The 17739-nt window shown below is 63.8% G+C and carries 21 protein-coding genes; 10 read left to right on the plus strand and 11 right to left on the minus strand.

The window, feature by feature from the left end; translation table 11 throughout:
• Nucleotides 1–128 precede the first annotated feature (128 nt).
• Nucleotides 129–824, plus strand: a complete 696-nt coding sequence (urtE, locus tag JN302_RS22225) for an urea ABC transporter ATP-binding subunit UrtE (RefSeq protein WP_202329184.1) — start codon at nt 129–131, stop codon at nt 822–824.
• A gap of 244 nt (nt 825–1068) precedes the next feature.
• The gene (locus JN302_RS22230; RefSeq protein ID WP_202305144.1) at nt 1069–1245 is read left to right on the plus strand and encodes a hypothetical protein; all 177 of its coding nucleotides are present in this window, start codon (nt 1069–1071) and stop codon (nt 1243–1245) included.
• A 79-nt stretch (nt 1246–1324) separates the two neighbouring features.
• Here JN302_RS22230 and JN302_RS22235 read toward each other — a convergent pair whose 3' ends face one another.
• From JN302_RS22235 to JN302_RS22245, 3 genes are all read right to left on the minus strand, one after another.
• Entirely contained in the window at nt 1325–1762 is a 438-nt protein-coding gene (locus tag JN302_RS22235; protein WP_202305146.1) for a hypothetical protein, read from the minus strand.
• A gap of 222 nt (nt 1763–1984) precedes the next feature.
• Nucleotides 1985–3517 (minus strand): acyl-CoA carboxylase subunit beta, encoded by a 1533-nt coding sequence (locus JN302_RS22240; protein WP_202329186.1) that lies wholly within the window; start codon nt 3515–3517, stop codon nt 1985–1987.
• A 117-nt stretch (nt 3518–3634) separates the two neighbouring features.
• Nucleotides 3635–4075 carry a VOC family protein gene (locus JN302_RS22245; RefSeq protein ID WP_202305150.1) on the minus strand — a complete coding sequence of 147 codons (441 nt, stop codon included), beginning with the start codon at nt 4073–4075 and terminating at the stop codon, nt 3635–3637.
• Nucleotides 4076–4315: 240 nt separating this feature from the next.
• Here JN302_RS22245 and JN302_RS22250 point away from each other — a divergent pair, with 240 nt between their 5' ends.
• The 4 genes from JN302_RS22250 (at nt 4316) to JN302_RS22265 (ending at nt 7418) form a co-directional block, all read left to right on the plus strand.
• Nucleotides 4316–4909 carry a cold-shock protein gene (locus tag JN302_RS22250; RefSeq protein ID WP_202305152.1) on the plus strand — a complete coding sequence of 198 codons (594 nt, stop codon included), beginning with the start codon at nt 4316–4318 and terminating at the stop codon, nt 4907–4909.
• A gap of 274 nt (nt 4910–5183) precedes the next feature.
• On the plus strand, nt 5184–5702 hold the full coding sequence (locus tag JN302_RS22255; RefSeq protein ID WP_202305154.1) for a DUF192 domain-containing protein: 519 nt from the start codon (nt 5184–5186) through the stop codon (nt 5700–5702).
• 22 nt (nt 5703–5724) lie between these two features.
• Entirely contained in the window at nt 5725–6480 is a 756-nt protein-coding gene (locus tag JN302_RS22260; RefSeq protein ID WP_202329188.1) for an alpha/beta fold hydrolase, read from the plus strand.
• Between the two features lie 68 nt (nt 6481–6548).
• Nucleotides 6549–7418, plus strand: a complete 870-nt coding sequence (locus JN302_RS22265; RefSeq protein ID WP_202329190.1) for an alpha/beta fold hydrolase — start codon at nt 6549–6551, stop codon at nt 7416–7418.
• Nucleotides 7419–7577: 159 nt separating this feature from the next.
• Here the strand turns inward: JN302_RS22265 and JN302_RS22270 are convergent, their stop codons facing one another.
• Both JN302_RS22270 and JN302_RS22275 read right to left on the minus strand, forming a co-directional pair.
• Complete coding sequence (locus tag JN302_RS22270) at nt 7578–7967, minus strand: SPW repeat domain-containing protein (protein ID WP_244845816.1); 390 nt, start codon at nt 7965–7967, stop codon at nt 7578–7580.
• A gap of 166 nt (nt 7968–8133) precedes the next feature.
• Entirely contained in the window at nt 8134–9009 is an 876-nt protein-coding gene (locus tag JN302_RS22275; protein ID WP_202305161.1) for a LysR family transcriptional regulator, read from the minus strand.
• Between the two features lie 99 nt (nt 9010–9108).
• On the opposite strand from JN302_RS22275, the gene JN302_RS22280 reads away from it, so the two are divergent.
• Nucleotides 9109–9993, plus strand: coding sequence for a DMT family transporter (locus JN302_RS22280; protein WP_202329192.1), 885 nt, complete (start codon nt 9109–9111; stop codon nt 9991–9993).
• Between the two features lie 64 nt (nt 9994–10057).
• Here the strand turns inward: JN302_RS22280 and JN302_RS22285 are convergent, their stop codons facing one another.
• From JN302_RS22285 to JN302_RS22295, 3 genes are read right to left on the minus strand one after another with little or no spacing between them, the layout of a single operon-like run.
• A complete protein-coding gene (locus tag JN302_RS22285) occupies nt 10058–10465 on the minus strand; it encodes a GNAT family N-acetyltransferase (RefSeq protein WP_202329194.1) in 408 nt (135 codons plus the stop codon).
• A complete protein-coding gene (locus JN302_RS22290) occupies nt 10462–11070 on the minus strand; it encodes an HD domain-containing protein (RefSeq protein ID WP_202329196.1) in 609 nt (202 codons plus the stop codon). The genes JN302_RS22285 and JN302_RS22290 overlap by 4 nt, the downstream gene beginning before the upstream one ends.
• Nucleotides 11067–11849: an enoyl-CoA hydratase-related protein gene (locus tag JN302_RS22295; RefSeq protein ID WP_202329198.1), complete on the minus strand. Its 783-nt coding sequence runs from the start codon at nt 11847–11849 to the stop codon at nt 11067–11069. Before JN302_RS22295 ends, JN302_RS22290 begins: the two co-directional genes overlap by 4 nt.
• Nucleotides 11850–11978: 129 nt before the next feature.
• On the opposite strand from JN302_RS22295, the gene cysE reads away from it, so the two are divergent.
• The gene (gene cysE, locus JN302_RS22300) at nt 11979–12827 is read left to right on the plus strand and encodes a serine O-acetyltransferase (RefSeq protein WP_202305167.1); all 849 of its coding nucleotides are present in this window, start codon (nt 11979–11981) and stop codon (nt 12825–12827) included.
• A 167-nt stretch (nt 12828–12994) separates the two neighbouring features.
• Entirely contained in the window at nt 12995–13198 is a 204-nt protein-coding gene (locus JN302_RS22305; protein ID WP_202329200.1) for a DUF3126 family protein, read from the plus strand.
• A 199-nt stretch (nt 13199–13397) separates the two neighbouring features.
• Here JN302_RS22305 and JN302_RS22310 read toward each other — a convergent pair whose 3' ends face one another.
• The gene (locus JN302_RS22310; protein WP_202305169.1) at nt 13398–14129 is read right to left on the minus strand and encodes a hypothetical protein; all 732 of its coding nucleotides are present in this window, start codon (nt 14127–14129) and stop codon (nt 13398–13400) included.
• Nucleotides 14130–14471: 342 nt separating this feature from the next.
• On the opposite strand from JN302_RS22310, the gene JN302_RS22315 reads away from it, so the two are divergent.
• Nucleotides 14472–14999, plus strand: coding sequence for a gamma carbonic anhydrase family protein (locus JN302_RS22315; RefSeq protein WP_202305170.1), 528 nt, complete (start codon nt 14472–14474; stop codon nt 14997–14999).
• A 428-nt stretch (nt 15000–15427) separates the two neighbouring features.
• On the opposite strand, the gene JN302_RS22320 is transcribed toward JN302_RS22315, so the two are convergent.
• Both JN302_RS22320 and JN302_RS22325 read right to left on the minus strand, forming a co-directional pair.
• Nucleotides 15428–16036 carry a transglutaminase-like cysteine peptidase gene (locus JN302_RS22320; protein ID WP_202329202.1) on the minus strand — a complete coding sequence of 203 codons (609 nt, stop codon included), beginning with the start codon at nt 16034–16036 and terminating at the stop codon, nt 15428–15430.
• 1052 nt (nt 16037–17088) lie between these two features.
• Nucleotides 17089–17706, minus strand: a complete 618-nt coding sequence (locus JN302_RS22325; RefSeq protein WP_202314970.1) for a PilZ domain-containing protein — start codon at nt 17704–17706, stop codon at nt 17089–17091.
• Nucleotides 17707–17739: the final 33 nt, after the last annotated feature.

A 17739-nucleotide genomic window follows, 5' to 3' on the forward strand; every position in this document is an offset into this window, starting at 1 on the left:
GGAGCGGCAAGCCGCACAGCGCTGGGGGCGGCCCGCCTCCTGCCGCCGAGTCCGCGGTCCTCCATGCCGCGGCCGTTCGGTGACGGGATGGCGGGCCGCCCGCGGATCGTCGGGCGGGGGCGCTGACCATGCTGGAGGTCGTGGACGCCACGCTTCACTATGGCGCGGCCCAGGCATTGCGGGGCGTCTCGCTGACCGCCGGCGCGGGCAGGATCACCTGCGTGCTCGGCCGTAACGGGGTCGGAAAGACGAGTTTGATGAGATCGATCGTCGGCCATCACAGGCTGACATCGGGCAGGGTAGCCTTCGAGGGGAAGGCGCTCGACCGGAGCGCGGCGTACGATCGCGCCCGGTCGGGCATCGCATTCGTGCCGCAGGGCCGCGAGATCTTTCCGCTGCTGAGCGTCCGGGAGAACCTCGAAACCGGCTTCGCGCCGCTCAAACGTGCCGATCGAATCATACCCGGCGAAGTGTTCGAGCTCTTTCCCGTGCTAGAGCAGATGCTGGCGCGGCGCGGCGGGGACCTGTCGGGCGGGCAACAGCAGCAACTGGCGATCGGGCGGGCGCTGGTCATGCGGCCGAAGCTGCTCATTCTTGACGAGCCGACCGAAGGCATCCAGCCCTCGATCATCAAGGATATCGGCAGGGCGATCCGCTATCTGCGCGACAAGGCCGGCATCGCAGTCCTGCTCGTGGAGCAGTATCTCGATTTCTGTCGCGAGCTGGCCGACGAGATCTACATCATGGATCGCGGTGTCGTCGTCCACAGGGGACCGGCGCGGGATCTCGACAGTCCCGAGGTCAGGAAAATGCTGACTGTGTGACAGTTTCGCCGTGCAACCCTGCATCACAATGATATCATTTGGATAGAGGTTCGAGTCGCCACTCCGATCAGGCGTTGCGATGTGTATCGCGACGCTTTCGAAATCGGATCGGGGGCGTCTCGTGTGGGGGCTCCTATGCGGGGCCGGTCGTGCCGGCGCGTCGACCGCAGCATGATGCTGCGCAGGCCAATGTACCCGATGATCGTTAATCCTCGAGTCCCACCCGCAACGGTGAGGTTGCCCGATGCATGCAGTGCTGGACGACTGCGAAAAGCGTCGCCTGACCGAACGTGTCGACATCCAGACAGCGGTGGACATATTGGAATCGCGCGGTGTGCGCCGCGACGATCTCCTCACCGAGATCACGAAAGTCTTCTATGTCGATCTCGATGAGTTCAACCGTGTGCTGAGATTGTCCTGACCGTTCGGCGGGTCATGACGGAATTCCTTCGGTCCGCCGGCCTCGGCGGACCGCAAAGCGAGATAACGGGCGTCGGGACCTAGCCCCCGAAGGCCTCGCGCAGGCGTGCAAAGAGCCCGCCGCGTCCAGCGTTCATCGCGGAACGGACGCGCTTTGCCGCGCTTCCGGCGCTCATCGTCTCGCCGAGATGGCAATAGCAGACGATCTCGTGCAACTGCCAGTCAGAGAGTTCGAAATAGCGCTTGGCTTCGCCATAGGTGTCGTTGCCGAGGCCGTCGGCCCTGAGGATCGGGTCCTCGAAGGCAATGGTGAGCGGCGAGTCGGCGCTGCGCATTTCCGCGCGTCTGTCCGGCGGCTGATATTCGGTGCCGTGAAGCGTGGCAAGACGCCGGTCCCTTTGTCTCTCGAGCAGTTCGGCCCAGCGTTGCAGACGCTCGCTCCGCGTGAGCGCGGGGCGAAGATCGTCGGGGCTTACTTCGGCGATGGTTCTGAGCTGCTCTAGGCTCTGGTGCTTCATGATGGCCTCCATTCCTCTTCAGGATCGTGGCCCAGCCCCCTTTCTTGGTTAGGAAAGCGTTACTCCAAGATCAGGAGAAGTCCAGCTTTTTTCCGGAGGAGGCAATTCACAAATTGGTGGCGGGGCGCCTTTGGTCGCACTTGGTCGCCCCTGCCCGAGCGACATGTTCGGGCGACGGCGACGATGCTCCGCTTGCCGGCGAGGCAGGAGGAGCGTGCCCAACTAAAGCGGGATGTTGTCGTGCTTCTTCCAGGGGTTTTCGAGGTTCTTGTTCCGCAGCAGCCGCAGTGCGCGCGCCACGCGGCGGCGGGTCGAGTGCGGCATGATCACCTCGTCGACATAACCGCGCTCGGCGGCCACGAAAGGCGACAGGAAACGGTCCTCATAGGCCTTGGTGTGCCTGGCGATCTTTTCGGCGTCGCCGATGTCCTTGCGGTAGATGATCTCAACCGCACCCTTGGCGCCCATCACGGCGATCTGCGCCGTCGGCCAGGCGTAGTTGATGTCGCCGCGCAGATGCTTCGAGGCCATGACGTCATAGGCGCCGCCGAAGGCCTTGCGGGTGATCACCGTGACCTTCGGGACGGTCGCTTCGGCGTAGGCGAAGAGCAGTTTCGCGCCGTGCTTGATCAGCCCGCCATATTCCTGCGCCGTGCCGGGCAGGAAACCGGGCACGTCGACGAAGGTGACGATCGGAATGCTGAAGCAATCGCAGAAGCGCACGAAGCGCGCCGCCTTCCGCGAGGCGTCGGAATCCAGCACACCGGCCAGCACCATGGGCTGGTTGGCGACGAAGCCGACCGTACGGCCTTCGACGCGGCCGAAACCGGTGACGATGTTCTTCGCGAAGGAGGGCTGGATCTCGAAGAAGTCGCCTTCGTCGACGGTCTTCAGGATCAGTTCCTTGATATCGTAAGGCTTGTTGGCATTGTCGGGAATAAGCCGGTCGAGCGACATGTCGGGCTCGGTGACGGACTGGTAGCACTCGATCTCCGGCAGTTCCGACGTGTTCGACGCCGGCAGGAAGTCGACGAGCCGACGCATCTGCAACAGCGCTTCGACATCGTTGTCATAGGCGCCGTCGGCGATGGAGGACTTGGTCGTGTGGACCGAAGCGCCGCCGAGCTGCTCGGCCGTCACCGTCTCGTTGGTGACCGTCTTCACCACGTCGGGCCCGGTGACGAACATATAGGAGGTGTCGCGCACCATGAAGATGAAGTCGGTCATCGCAGGCGAATAGACGTCACCGCCGGCGCAGGGCCCCATGATCACCGAAATCTGTGGAATGACGCCCGAGGCGAGCACATTGCGCTGGAATATCTCGGCGTAGCCGCCCAGCGCGGCGACGCCTTCCTGGATACGGGCGCCGCCTGCGTCGTAGAGGCCGATGATCGGCGCCCGGTTGCGCAGCGCCATGTCCTGCACTTTCATCACCTTCTCGGCATGGGCTTCCGAAAGAGACCCGCCGAACACGGTGAAATCCTTGGCGAAGAGGAAGACGGGACGGCCGTTGACCGTGCCCCAGCCGGTGACGATGCCGTCGCCGGCGACCTTGGTCTTCTCCATGCCGAAATCGGTGGACCGGTGCTCGACATACATGTCGAACTCCTCGAATGACCCTTCGTCGAGGAAGATCTCGATGCGTTCCCGGGCTGTAAGCTTGCCGCGACCATGCTGCGCGTCGATCCGCGCCTGGCCGCCGCCGGAGCGGGCGACCTCCCGACGGCGTTCCAATTCCTTCAGCACGTCCTTCATGGGTGTCTCCTCCGTCAGCCCGGCAAAGTCTGTTAACACGCCTCCGGGGGAGCGCAAGCCGGCAAGGATGCGGGACGGGCTCACCCGATGCCCGCGTCCGGCGGCCGCGAGGGCCGGTTACCAGGTCCCCGTATTGGCCATCGACGCCCAAGGCTCCTGGACGGGCAGGGCCTCGCCTTCCTGCAGCAGCTCGATCGAGATGTTGTCGGGCGACTTGACGAAGGCCATGTGGCCGTCGCGCGGCGGCCGATTGATGGTGACGCCGAGATCCATCAGGCGCTGGCAGGTCTCATAGATGTTGTCGACCTTGTAGGCGAGATGGCCGAAATTGCGCCCGCCCGTATAGGCCTCCGGATCCCAGTTATAGGTGAGCTCGAGTTCGGGCGCCCGGTTGGCGGCCGATGCGCCCTTGTCCTTGGGCGCAGCGAGGAAGATCAGCGTGAAGCGTCCACGCTCATTATCCATGCGGCGGACTTCCTCCAGGCCGAGCTTGTTGCAATAGAAGTCGAGCGAGGCATCGACATCCGTTACGCGGACCATCGTGTGCAGATAACGCATGAGTCTTTCCTGCGGGTTTGGATTCGAGATCATTCGAACATAGGGCGCGAAAGCGGCGAGCGGCAACCGCTCATGATCGCGTTCCTGCGGCTTGATGGTCGCGAAGGTTATCCGAGGCTGGAATCTCCGGTTTGAAAAGGTGAAAAAAGCCGTTGTGGCCCTTGCACTCGGCCGAATACGCAGTGCTATTCTCGCAATCAGGAATCAGCGACGGCGTCAACTAGGAAAGGGTGCGTTCGGATGGGGGAAAAAGCCTCTTTCACGGGGCTCGGTGCGGCCAAGGCGGACGCGCTGACCCGCGACGAAGGCGGCGAGTCCGCCGGGCTGATCGAGATCTCCGGCGCCATCAAGTGGTTCGACGTCGCCAAGGGATTCGGCTTCATCCTGCCGGACCAGCCGGGCATGGGTGACGTGCTTCTCCATGTCACCTGCCTGCGCCGCGACGGTTTCCAGACGGCGCTCGAAGGTGCCCGCGTGGTCTGCCTCGTGCGCCGCGGCGACCGTGGCATGCAGGCCTTCCGTGTCATCTCCATGGACAGCTCGACCGCGGTCCACCCAGCCGAGCAGCAGGTGCGCACCCATGTGGCGGTTGCGCCCGAGAGCGGGCTGGAGCGCGCACTCGTCAAGTGGTTCAACCGCACCAAGGGCTTCGGTTTTCTGACCAGGGGCGAGGGAACCGAGGACATCTTCGTCCATATGGAGACGTTACGGCGTTACGGCATCACCGAGTTGCGACCCGGCCAGGTAGTGCTGGTTCGTTTCGGACGAGGTGACAAGGGTCTCATGGCCGCCGAAGTTCACCCCGACATGGGCACGCTCTCCATCTCCCACTAAATTTAGGGCGCCGCGCGTCCATTTGGACGCGCAAAGGATGCCCTGTCACTTTGAATCCACGCGTCGTGCTTTCGGAAAATCGAGTAAGGTCTTCCGGTTGATGCGGTAGGGCGCCACCTGTCCTTTGCGTATGCAAGGACAGGTTAAAACCTTGAAATCGATACATCGCGCCTCGCCGAAACCGATATCGGTTTCGGCCAGGCGCGGCTGGTCGCGGACTTGACGGCGCGTGGTCGAGGACGATATCGGCAGCGCCATACCGCAAGGGGGCCGCATGTTTCGTTTGTCCTGGCTTATCGGTGCTGCTCTGGTTGCCGTGATCGCGGCATCGACGCTTTGCATCGCGTCGCACTCGCCGGCCGCGGCCGAAGGGCAGGCGATGACCCTGCCTGTCGACCCCACGCCCCTGATAGCCGAGACGAGCGCCGGCGAGCGGCGCTTCGACATCGAGATCGCCGACGATATGGGCGAGCGCGAGCAGGGCCTGATGTTCCGTCAGCGGATGGACGATGATCACGGCATGCTGTTCGTGTTCGAGGACACGAGGGAGGTCGGCTTCTGGATGAAGAACACGCCGATGCCCCTCGACCTCATCTTTATCGGCCAGGACGGGCGAGTACGCGCCGTCATGCGCGGAGAGCCGTTTTCGACCGCGGTGATCTCGCCCGGCACACCGGTCCGCTTCGTGCTTGAAGTCAAGGCAGGCATCGCCGACAAGGCGGGGATCAGGGACGGCGACCGGCTCCGTCACCCCGCGATCGACGCGGTCGCCAATCGGGGCAATCCCGGCTGACGCCGGAGGGGAGGGCGACAGCATGCAACTCTTCACCCACGATGGATTCGACCTCGCCTATATCGACCAGGGGACAGGCGATCCTGTCCTGCTCATTCACGGTTTCGCATCCAGCCATATCGTGAACTGGGTGTCACCGGGCTGGATCAAGACCCTGACCGAAGCCGGCTATCGGGCAATCGCCTTCGACAATCGAGGCCATGGCGCCTCGTCCAAGAGCTACGACCCCGACGCCTACTATCCAGGCAGGATGGCGAGCGACGCCGCGGCCTTGCTGGGTCATCTCGGATTGAGCCGTGCTCATGTGATGGGTTATTCGATGGGCGCACGCATCGCCGCCTTCCTGGCTTTGCGCGAACCGGCCATGGTCGCCACGCTTGTGTTCGGCGGCCTGGGCATCGGCATGGTGGACGGCGTCGGGGACTGGGACCCCATCGCCGATGCGCTGATGGCTGCGACCCCGGCCGAGATCACACATCAACGCGGAAGAATGTTCCGTGCCTTCGCCGACCAGACCAGAAGCGATCGCCAGGCGCTGGCCGCCTGCATCGCCACGTCGCGCGAACTGTTGAGCGAGGCGGACATGGCCCGCATCACCCAGCCGACCCTGGTCGCCGTCGGTACTACGGACGACATCGGCGGCTCGCCCGAAGATCTGGCGGCGCTGATGCCCAATGCCGTCGCCTTTTCGATCGAAGGCCGCGACCACATGCTTTCGGTCGGCGACCGCGCCTTCAAGAAACGCGTCCTGGAGTTCCTGCAGGAACATCCGCTGTAGGAAGGCTTCGCCTTGCCAGCGGCGACGATCCATAAATAAATATAGCAAACCAACTTCCGGAGGCCGCCTTGACCGGACCGCACGCGATCGACTTCATTGGTGCCGAAGGCAACAGGCTGAGAGGCGATTTATGGGACGGGCGCGGCCATCCGGTGCTTTTCTTCCACGGCGGCGGCCAGACGCGCCGGGCCTGGGACAAGACGGCCAAGCGGGTCGCCGCCGCCGGCATGCGGGCGGTCACGGTCGATCAGCGCGGCCATGGCGAGAGCGACTGGGTCGGGAGCGGCAACTACACCTTCCAGCATTTTGCCGAGGATGCGGCAGCCGTGGTTCGCCAGATGGCCGAACGCTTCCATGCCGCACCGTCGGTGGTCGGCGCGTCGCTCGGCGGTCTTTCGGCGCTCGCGGCCGAGGTGAGGCTGGGGCCGCTGCTCGACTCGCTCGTGCTGGTCGACGTGATCCCGCGGATGGACCCCGACGGCATCGCAAAGATCCAGGGCTTCATGGGCGAGCGCCGCGACGAGGGGTTTGCGTCACTCGAGGAGGCAGCCGACGCGATCGCGCGCTACCTGCCGCACCGTCAGAAGCCGACATCCCTCGACGGGTTGAAGAAGAACCTTCGCCGAACCGCAGACGGCCGCTACTTCTGGCACTGGGATCCGGGTTTCATGACCAGCGAGCAGAATATCAACCGCAACGCGCGTGAGTTGATGGCGGAGTTGACCGCCGCCCTGCCGAAGCTCACCTTGCCGGTTCTTCTGGTGCGCGGCATGCAGTCCGAGCTGGTGCAGGAGGGCTATGCGCAGGAGTTCGTCAGCCTTGCTCCCACTGCATCCTATGTCGATGTCGGCGGGGCCGGGCATATGGTGGCCGGCGACAAGAACGACATCTTTTCGCACGCGGTCCTGGAGTTCCTGACAGACCGCGAAGCCGCTTGAGCAACGGAACGCCGCCTCATGGCGGTGTTCCCAAAACGTGTCTCCCGAAAGCGTGCAGCGGTTTCGGGAAAAGGACATGCGCCAGATCAAGGCTTACCGCGTGTCGCATGAAACCTTTTCACGCGACACGCCGTAAAGTAATGCGTGCCCCGTCAGTGATCACGCTTCAAGTGCGCGGTTGCGGTCCTGCCATATCTCCAGCAGCGCCAGCAGCGCGACAACGCCGCCCAGCACGATATGCCAGATGCGCAGCGTTCCGCCGTAGTTCAGCACGAAGGGCTGGATCACCATCCATATGCCGGCGATGAACAGCAGGATTTCCTCCCAGCGGCGCAGCCACAACTGCTCGAGGCCGCTTAGCACGATGATCGCCGCGCCCACCAAAGCCGTCAAGCCGGTCACCGTCGTGTTGCCTCCCGTGTCGCCGAAGAAGCTGAACAAGGGGGACACCATGATGACCAGGCCGAGGGCCATCGACACTATGTCTTCCCATCGCCGATGTTCCATGAGCGCAGTGGGGCTCATTCTGTTGGGGGGTGTTGTTGCCATGACGAAACTCCTCTCAGGCTACATTCGAGCGTAACTCGAATATCCCGTGAGGACTGGTGCATTCGCGCCGAACTCCTCACCGGGATTCCGGACGCACTGGGAATATTATCTCAAGAAATGCGCTCCGTATCAATGACGTTGCGAAATCGTGTCGTGCGGGCGCTCCTCACGCCGCAGCGGCTTCCTCGACAAGCCAGTTCGCCAGGCGTTCGGCGAGCGCCCGACCCTGGCCGGAGCGGAGCAGCCTGAACTCGCCGAACTGAAGTTGCTGCGCACCCGGCAGTTCGACCAGCGAGCCCGCAGCAAGCTCCTTGGCGGTCAGCAATGGTGGCGCAAGCGTCATGCCGAGGCCGGCGGTCGCCGCGTGGATCGCCGCGTCGTCCGTGTCGAAGGCATGCGCGATACGGATCGCGCCGCGTTGGATGCCGAAAGCGAGAGCCCACAAACTCCAGTCCCAATTGTCGGTGGTGGCCTTGAGGGCCGGCACCCTGGCAATATCGGCAAGGCTTTCATAGCCGCAGGTGGCCAGCAGCGCCGGAGAAAGAAGGGGCCGGCTCAAGTCGGCCATCAGGAATTCGCCCGGGGTTTCGCCGTCGCCCGACCGACAATAGGTGATGGTGATGTCGGCACCGGCACCGGCGCGCAACCGCCCTTCATGGCTGGTCTCGACATGGATGCGGGCCATTGGGTTGCGCTGCTTGAAGGCTTCGAGCGCCGGGATCAACCAGCGCACCGCCAGCGAGACCGATGCCCTGACCACCACTTCGTCAGCGTCCCGGGTGAGGGATTGCGCAGCACGGGCGATGATGGCGAGCGCCGGCTCGACCTCGTCGAAGAAGCGCCTTCCGGCCTCGGTCGGAACAATCGCGTTGTTCCGGCGCTCGAAGAGAGCAACGCCCAGATCCGCCTCGAGCGCCTTAATCTGATGGCTGACGGCGCCAGGCGTGACGCCGAGATCGGCCGCGGCGGCAGCGATGCTCCGGCGCCGCGCCGCGACAGCGAACACGCGGACGGCATTGAGGGAAGGTCGCCGTTCCTGCATCAATATTCCTCATGCACGACTAATTTTTCTGGTTTGATCATAAGAGGTGAAACGGAGAATGGATATGGCTGCTCTCACTTGGAAAGTCTGGTGGCCTCCATGTCCCGCTCGCAAAATCTTGAGGCAATCCTCTGGGTGACGGCCGGTACGGCGGTCTTTTCGCTGATCTTCGCCTCGGGAAAATTCGCGGGCGATGCAGCGTCGACGCTGCAAATCCTGTTCCTGCGCTACATCGGCGGCTTTGCGACACTGCTCGCCGCGGTGGCGGCGACCGGTGGTCGGCTCTCGCAGTTCCGGAGCGCGCGGCCCGCTTCGCATTTCCTGCGCGCCCTGGTCGGGGCCTATGGCGGCGTGGCGCTCATCCACGCTTCCGCCAACATGCCGATCGTCGACGCCACGGCGATCGGGCTGCTCTACGTGATCTTCATGGTCGGGCTCGGCGTGTGGTTCCTCGGCGAGCGCATCACGGCGCAGCACTGCGCCGGCATCGTGCTGTGCACGGCGGGTGCGGCGGTCGTGATGGGCTCGCGCGGCGCTTTCCGCTCCTTCGATATCGCCTATCTGTGGCCGGCCGCCATCGCATTCGGAGGCGCGATCCTGCTCGCGCTCGAAGGCATATTGATCAAGACGCTCAGCCGCTCCGACCAGCCCTTGACCGTGCTGCTGCACGTCAACTTCTTCGGCATCCTGCTTCTGGCCGTTCCCGCGCTGCTCAGTTGGCGATCAACTGATTTGGCCGACAACCTGCCCTTGCTGCTGCTCGGCCCGGTCGGCATCACGGCGCAATATTTCATCATCCGCGGCTATCGCATGGCCGACGTGTCGGTGCTCGGTCCGGTCGACTATACGTGGCTGATCTTCGCTGGGCTGATCGGTCTTGCCTTCTTCCAGGAGGTGCCGACAATGGGCAGCGTGATCGGCTCGGCGGTCATTGCTGCCGGTGGCGTGGTGTTGGCGCTGCTCAAGCCGGCTAAGGCGGCCTAGTTCCAACGGCGATGGATGCTGGCGCATCCACCGTACCTCAATCGCCGGCGCTCCCGGCCGCCCGTCAACCCCACCGCTTCGCCATCCACACCCGATCCTGCCCCGGCGGGCGATCGCGAAGACGTCCGATCTCCCGGTAGCCGTGCTTCTCATAGAAGCCGATCGCCTGGAACGTCGACGTCGTGAGATGGGAGCCGATGGCGCCATGGGCTCGCGCCAGGAGCCTGCTGCCATGTCCCTGGCCGCGGAGGGCCACCTCGATCCAGAAATGGTCCACTTGAAGCCAGCACAAAGCGACCATGGCCCTGATACCGCCGCGGACCATCCCTGCATCATCCCTCAACAAAAGGGTCAGGGGCCTGCGCGGCCAGTCTCCGGCGTACTCGATCAGATGCGCCAACAGCCCCGCGGTGACGTCGTCGGCTCCGGACGGGCCTGGATCCTGATGGACTTCGACGAGCATCGGGGTCATGCTTGGCGGATCGCCAGTGCTGCCAACGAGCGCGACAGGTTATCCCGCGCCCGCGCCTCGTGGCTCTCGCGGAACAGGTCGGTGTGGAAGATACGGGGCCGAGACAGGAAGGACCGCAGCACGGCGCCGCGTCCTGCCCGCCAGGCCGTGTCGTCGACCCAGGCATATTCGAGCCGGATCGCCCGCTCATAAGCATCGAAGATTTCGGCTTGAGCACCGAGGATCGCCAGGTCCATATCGAGGAAAAGAGCAGCGTCCCCGCACGCTGCCTCGTCGGCGATATCCGGGACCACGTGCCTGGCCGTGGCCTCGATCATGTCGGTGATGCGCCGCAGCCGTTGCGCATCGGTCCTGTCGGCCAGGCGGTCGGCGGCCAGCGCGGCGCTCTTCTCTTCATTGTTGTTGCGGCGGCTGTCATAGATCGCGTCGTGGAACCATATGGCGGCTTCCACGGCCTCGGGATCGGCGAGCGCGGCGCGATGGTCGCCGGCCAATCGCAGCAGCTCATCTATATGGCCAAGCCCATGGTAGTGACGATCGGCGCGGCGGTAGAGCGCGCGAAGTTCCGCCTTCAGTGCCTCGTCCATCAGCGGCACGGCCATCATTCTCCCCTGAACACGGGGCGCCGCCGCTCGGCGAAGGCCGCGCGACCTTCGGCATAGTCGCTGCTTTCGAACGTGGCGTCACCCATGCATCGCGCCAGCTCGGTGTCCTCCGGCCTGCCGGAAAGCGCGGCGGCGATGGCCGCCTTGGAGGCCCGCACCGAAAGCGGCGCGTTTGCGGCGATGGCCTCCGCGAGTTCGGCGACGCGAGCATCGAGACGGCCGGCGCTGACGATCTCCAGCAGGAAGCCGGTCGCCAGGGCCGCCTCGGCATCGATGCGTGCGGCGGAGAATGTCAGATATTTCGCCATCTGCGGGCCGACCGCGTTGACGATATCGGCCATGGCGTCATGCGGATAGGCAAGGCCCAGTCGCCCGGCGGGGACTGAGAATTGCGCGTCGGGAGCGGCGAGCCTGATGTCGCAAGCGGCCGCAATGCCGAAGCCGCCACCGAAGCAGATGCCGCGGATCGCCGCGATGACGGGCACCCGCGCCTCGCGTATGGCGGCGAAGGCGGCAGAATTCGCCGCCTCATAGGCGCGGGCGCCCGCGCCGCCGGCCCGCAACGTCGCGAACTCGCCGATATCGGCGCCGGCCGAGAAATCGCTTCCCTGGCCGCGAAGCACGATGGCCCGCGTTGCGTGGTCCGCGCCGATCGCGCTCACGTGGCGCGCCAGGTCCTGCCACATCGCATAGGTGATGGCGTTCTTCTTTTCGGGGCGATCGAAGGTGAGGGTGGCGACGCCTGAGGCGAATTCGGTGATCAAGGCTTCGGCTTCCATGCTGGCTTGAATTCTGACGAACCAAAACCATTTGACACAGCATCAAGGAAAATAGAATTCAATAGCCTCGCGTCCTGGCCTATGATCGGCGGGAAAGCTGACAGGAACCGCCTCTATGGAGAGCGCATCATGAATTCGATCAGCATCGCACGCGGCGGACATGTGCAGCCGGTCGACCCCATCTGGCGCTCGATTCGCGACGAGGCGCAGGAAGCGGTCGAACGGGACCCGCTCCTGGCGGCTTTCCTCTACGCGACCATTCTCAATCACGATACGCTCGAGGACGCCGTCATCCATCGCATCGCGCAGCGGCTCGATCACCAGGACATCAGCGCCGATCTGATCCAGCACACCTTCAAGTCGATGCTCAAGGACAATCCGGACTGGAGCTCGATCGTGCGCGTCGACATCCAGGCCTACTACGACCGCGACCCCGCCTGCGACCGGTTCCTGATGCCGGTGCTCTACTTCAAGGGCTTCCATGCGATCCAGACCCACCGGCTGGCGCATTGGCTCTGGAACCAGGGCCGCAGGGATTTCGCGCTCTATCTGCAGAGCCGCTCATCGGCAGTCTTCCAGACCGACATCAACCCTGCCTCCAGGATGGGAAAGGGCATCTTCATCGACCATGCGACCGGACTGGTCGTCGGCGAGACCGCGGTCATCGAGGACAACGTTTCGATCCTCCACGGCGTGACGCTCGGCGGCACGGGCAAGTCCGGCGGCGACCGCCATCCGAAGATCCGCTACGGGGTGCTGATCGGCGCGGGCGCCAAGATCCTCGGCAATATCGAGGTCGGCCATTGCGCCAAGATCGCGGCTGGCTCCGTGGTGCTCTCGCCGGTACCGCACAACAAGACGGTGGCCGGTGTGCCGGCCAGGGTCGTCGGCGAAACCGGCTGCGACCAGCCGTCGCGCCAGATGGACCAACTCCTGCCGGCGCAGACCATGGACCACGTCGTCAGCTTCGACATCTGACTGCGGTCGGCCTTGTCCCGCCACGCTCCGGGTGGATCCGGGCGCATTCCGGCGGGAGTGGGTGCTTTGCGGCATATCGCTGCCGCGATCATTGCCTTTACATCGCCACGCATGCCATGCCAGAAGCGGCTTCCAAGCGAACCCGTATCCGTGACCGGAGAACCATCGTGAAGCCGGAAGAAATCAAGAAGCTCGACGCCTATTTCAAGCGCACCTTCCACAACCCCAAGCTCCAGGTGAAGGCGCGCCCCCGCAAGGACGATTCGGCGGAGGTCTATATCGGCGACGAGTTCCTGGGCATCGTCTTCAAGGACGAGGACGACGGCGACTACAATTTCTCGATGGCGATCCTCGACATCGACCTCGGATGATCCTGCCGGCGCAAATGCGCCCGATCCGCGCATCGTGCTTTCCGAGGATCGGACACGATCGTCGGGCCGATGCGCGAGGCTGCCGCGGCGGCGGCGTTAAAGCGCGTCGCGATCTTCAGACTCGCTTTACGCGCGTTAGGTGATTGTTCGTACGCATGTCTTTGTCCCGAAACGGATTCCCGCTTTCGGGAGACATGCTCTAACGACTGGTCCTGATTAAGTTCCTGGCCGTGGCAAGCACGGCGGCATCCAGCGCCCGCCAGCCTTGCAGGAGTTCCCGCGGAAAACGGTAGGTAAGGCTAAGATTGCCGCCGATGTGGATGTCGCGTTCGCAGGGCGCCAGCGATTCTTCGGCGCTTGGGCCAACGAGGCAGCGGGCGACGAAGGGAGCGGCACCCGACGAGGGCGCCACCGCCAGGACTTCGTTCAGATAGCCGGAATCCTGCTTGAACTCATAGAGCATGACGCCGCCCTGCGCGGCTTCGCCGGTCGGCTCGATGAGCGATCGGTAGATCGGCTCGAAGCGGCCGCTCATGTCCCGCGACATCATCCGCTGTTCGAAGGTGAGAAACAGGATGCGCCGGGCTCCGCCGGCATGGTTGAAATCGTCGCGCAGCTTCGGAGAATAGCCGCGCATGTCGGGCCAGTGGAGATAGAGGTCGAGACGCTCTGTCACACCGTCGCGGCGGGCGCGCTCGAAGCGGATGGCATTGGCCGGCGCCGCGATCACGTCGTTGCCGATCACGATCTCATGGACCGTCACGTCGTCTGTGTGACCGGCCATGGCGATCGACTGGCCGAACCATTTGCCGCCGACACTTATGGCGAGCGACAGCAAGGCCAGCACGGCGAAGCCGTAGAAGATGCGCAACATGAAGGCCGAATCGAGCAGTTTCACTTCCGCTTGGTCGAGGGTTGCGGTTGGTCTCATCCGATAGTTTCCAGTCACGCAGGGACGAGGCAGGCTGCCCATCATTTCCCGTCCAGTGACATTGGGCCGGTATGGTAAATGGCCGGTAAAGATCGGCTTCCATGGTCTGCGGCCAAAGGTCTTGTCATTCGGGGACCGCGTCTCGGAAGCGGGAACGGGATCGCAAACGCTCGTCCTCTCACGCGACACGCCTCAGGTTCCTGGTAGACGCAGTCTTTTTCCCGAAACCGCTGCACAGTTTCGGGAGACATGCTTAAGGTAAGGCGGGTCGGGATCGCGAGCCGACAGGCCGGCCTTCATCGGAATGGGAAACAGTGGGCGCCGCGGCGCCAGGGAGAAGACATGCCTCTTTATGAACTGGACGGGGTGCGCCCCGTTTTCGACGACGAGGCCAGCAACTGGATCGCCCCAGACGCCACGGTCATCGGAAACGTTGAGATCGGACGGGACGTGGGCATCTGGTTCGGCGTCGTGATCCGCGGCGACAACGAACGCATCGCCATCGGCTCGGGCAGCAACGTCCAGGAACATACCGTCATGCATACGGATCTCGGCTACCCGCTGACGATCGGCAGCGGCTGCACGATCGGCCATCGTGCGATGCTGCATGGCTGCACCATCGGCGACAACAGCCTGATCGGCATGGGCGCGATCGTGCTCAACGGCGCCAGGATCGGAAAGAACTCGCTGGTGGGCGCCGGCGCGCTGGTCACCGAGGGCAAGGTGTTTCCTGACAATTCGTTGATCATGGGCGTGCCGGCCAAGGTGGCGCGCACGCTCGACGATGGGGCGATGGCCGGGCTGCGCGCCTCGGCCGAGGGCTATGTCGCCAACGCCCGACGCTTCCGCAAAGGTTTGAAGGTGCTCTGAAACCGAGGTCGCATTCCGCTTCGTCCTGTTAAAAGCAGGAATTTTGCAGGACGAGGCCGAATCCGAGGGGACCGAATCCACCGTTCGGCCCGACGTGTCGCCATCGTCGGCAGGCATAGTCCCGGCAAAGTGAAGATAGTTGTCAAGAAATCAGCGATCTCCACGCGGGAGTCAATTGTCGACCCGGTGGGTCAGCAAGATTTGATTCAGCCGAGCGTGCCGCCACGGCCCTGTATAGGCGGAGCCGGCCCAGGGACTTGGGCCGGCTCCTGAACCCGGTCTTTGGGGACGGGGAGGGTGGGGACTCGACCGGGTTGTCTCTTCCTAAAGCGCGTTGCGTGAAAACGGATCTACGCAACACGCTCTAGGTCTCTGATTTGACGCATGTCTTTATCCCGAAGCCGGTACCCACTTTCGGGAGACATGCTTTATCGCGACGCCACGCTGCCGACCGCGATGGCGCGGCCGTCATTGATCGTGACCCAGGCACCCGAGTTTCGATCCGACTGGCGCTTCAGATAGGTGTATTCCGTGTCGCTCCAGGCGAGTACCCGAGGCTCGAGATTGTCGAGCACATAATCGCCCTGGCCGGTGCGGACCGTGAGCACCGCGTGGCCGTCGCCATTGGGCTGGCGCACCACTGTGATCAGGAGGTCCCCGGCGGGGATGCCGAGCTTCATCAACTCGCGCCGCTTCTCCAGCACATAGTCCTCGCAGTCGCCGAAACCGTCCGGATAGGACCAGAACTCCTCGCGCCCCCACATTTCCATATCGGTGCGTGGGGAAACCTGCGCATTGACCTGGTCGTTGACCTCGACCATGGCCGCCCAGAGCTTCCTGCTCAACTCGACCGGCGCATGCCTGGCAGTGACCTGCCGGCATTGCTGCGGTTCGCGCTGGCAGAATTCGTAGTGGCCGACGGGCTGCGTCGCGCGCCCGCCTGTGGGCATGAAGTTGCCTGCCGAGGCCGTCGCCGACCATCCCGCCAGAGGCAGGGCGACAGCAAGCAGCCACATCTTCTTCGCAATCCCTGTCATTTCGGCGTCTCCCCGTTTGAGAGCACAATGACAGGAGCGGATTTATTTGACGCAAAATGCGGAAGCAGATATTGAATAAATTGAGCCTTTAGCTCGAAACTATTTTGAAATGAACTTGCGAATTGTTTGTGTTATTCAAGTATAAAATCGTTACTAGATTTCCAGGGAACCGTTAACCATAGATCGGGATTGGCGACGGTTGGTGGCTCTCGAGGTTTCCCGGGCCCGGTGCAATGTCGACCTTGTGCCGGTGCAGCCTGCATTGCCGTCACGGCATGGATTCTCGGGTCACCTCCGGCTTCGCTGCGCTCGCCTGCGGACCCGAGAATGACGATGGTGGGGAGGTCGCCGTTCAGCGTATCTCCGACGCTTACGGCTAGCCGGAGCGCGCACCCTCCATCGTCATTCTCGGGCCTGAGCACGGCGCGCAGCGACGTGCGAGGCGCCCCGAGAATCCATGCCGTAACGGCGATGAGGCCGTCAACGGTTCGGACAAGGCATGTTTGAAGGGCCTTTGTCCTGCACCGCAGCGCCCGGCCGTGATCTCACGGCATGGATTCTCGGGTCACCTTCGGCTCGCTCCGCTCGCCTGCTGGCCCGAGAATGACGATGGTGGGGAGGCCGGCGTCCAGCGAGCTCCGTATCTCCGACGCTTACGCCTAGCCGGAGCGCGCGCCCTCCAATCGTCATTCTCGGGTCTCCTCGCACGGCGCTGCGCCGTGCTCAGGCCTAAGAATGGCGAGCGCAGGGGCGCTCTGCGTCAAGGGTCGAGGTCACCGCCGATATGGGCGTTCAGTTGTGCCGCCCAGGCCGCCGGGCTGATGGGAGACCCTTCTGAATCGTCGGCGGTCTGCATCGCAGTAACGGCACGGATCTGGAGTCATTTGGCACGTCGCTTCGCTCCGCGCCCAGGCCCGAGAATGACAGTTGAGGTGAGGAGCCTGCGTGTCGGCAATCCACGCGATGTGGGCCGACCGTATCGAGCTCTGGTTTCGATGGAGCGCGGCCGATCGCCGAAGGCGCGACGGGCCGACCTCCGGAAGTTCGAGCCGTCAGCCGCCGCGTCCGTTGAATTCCGAATCGAGCGTTTCCGGGCGCTGTATGATCGCGAACTCGATCGCGACGCCGTCCTCGAAATGGCGTACCACGCGGCCGCGCATCGTTCCGAGCGTGACCTGCACCCCGAGCGCCGGTTTGACCTCGATTTCCACCGCAGCGCCGGATAGCGACAGGTCGATGATGCGGCACGGATACCGGCGTCCATCGGAAAGCTGAAGCGTGCTCAGCGGGTTGCGTGGCGCCACGCGCTCGTGGCGGCGGTCCTCGGGCAGGTCGAGCTCATGCTTGTTGGCAAGCCAGGTGAGTTGCGCCGCGAGCTTGTCCCTCTTGCGGTCTGAGGCGATGACGGTCATGGCGAAGCCGTCGTCCAGGACACGGGTGACCACGCCTTCGATGCGGCCGATATGGTCTAGATAGGCGATCACCTTCTCGCCGGGTTCGCCCCGCCGATCGGCGCGCAAAGCGGCATTGCCGGGCGACATGTCGATCACCTGGCATGGATGTTCGCTGCGGTCCTCCAGCATGAAACGTCCGTAGATCTTCACGCGCACGCGCTGAAAATTGCGTCGTTCCATCCTGGACGGCGTCTGATCCACCGCCGCTGCCCTCATCACATGCCTCGACCTGTTCATTCCGCCTCGCGC

It is taken from the genome of Mesorhizobium sp. L-8-3 (assembly GCF_016756615.1).
Lineage (GTDB): Bacteria > Pseudomonadota > Alphaproteobacteria > Rhizobiales > Rhizobiaceae.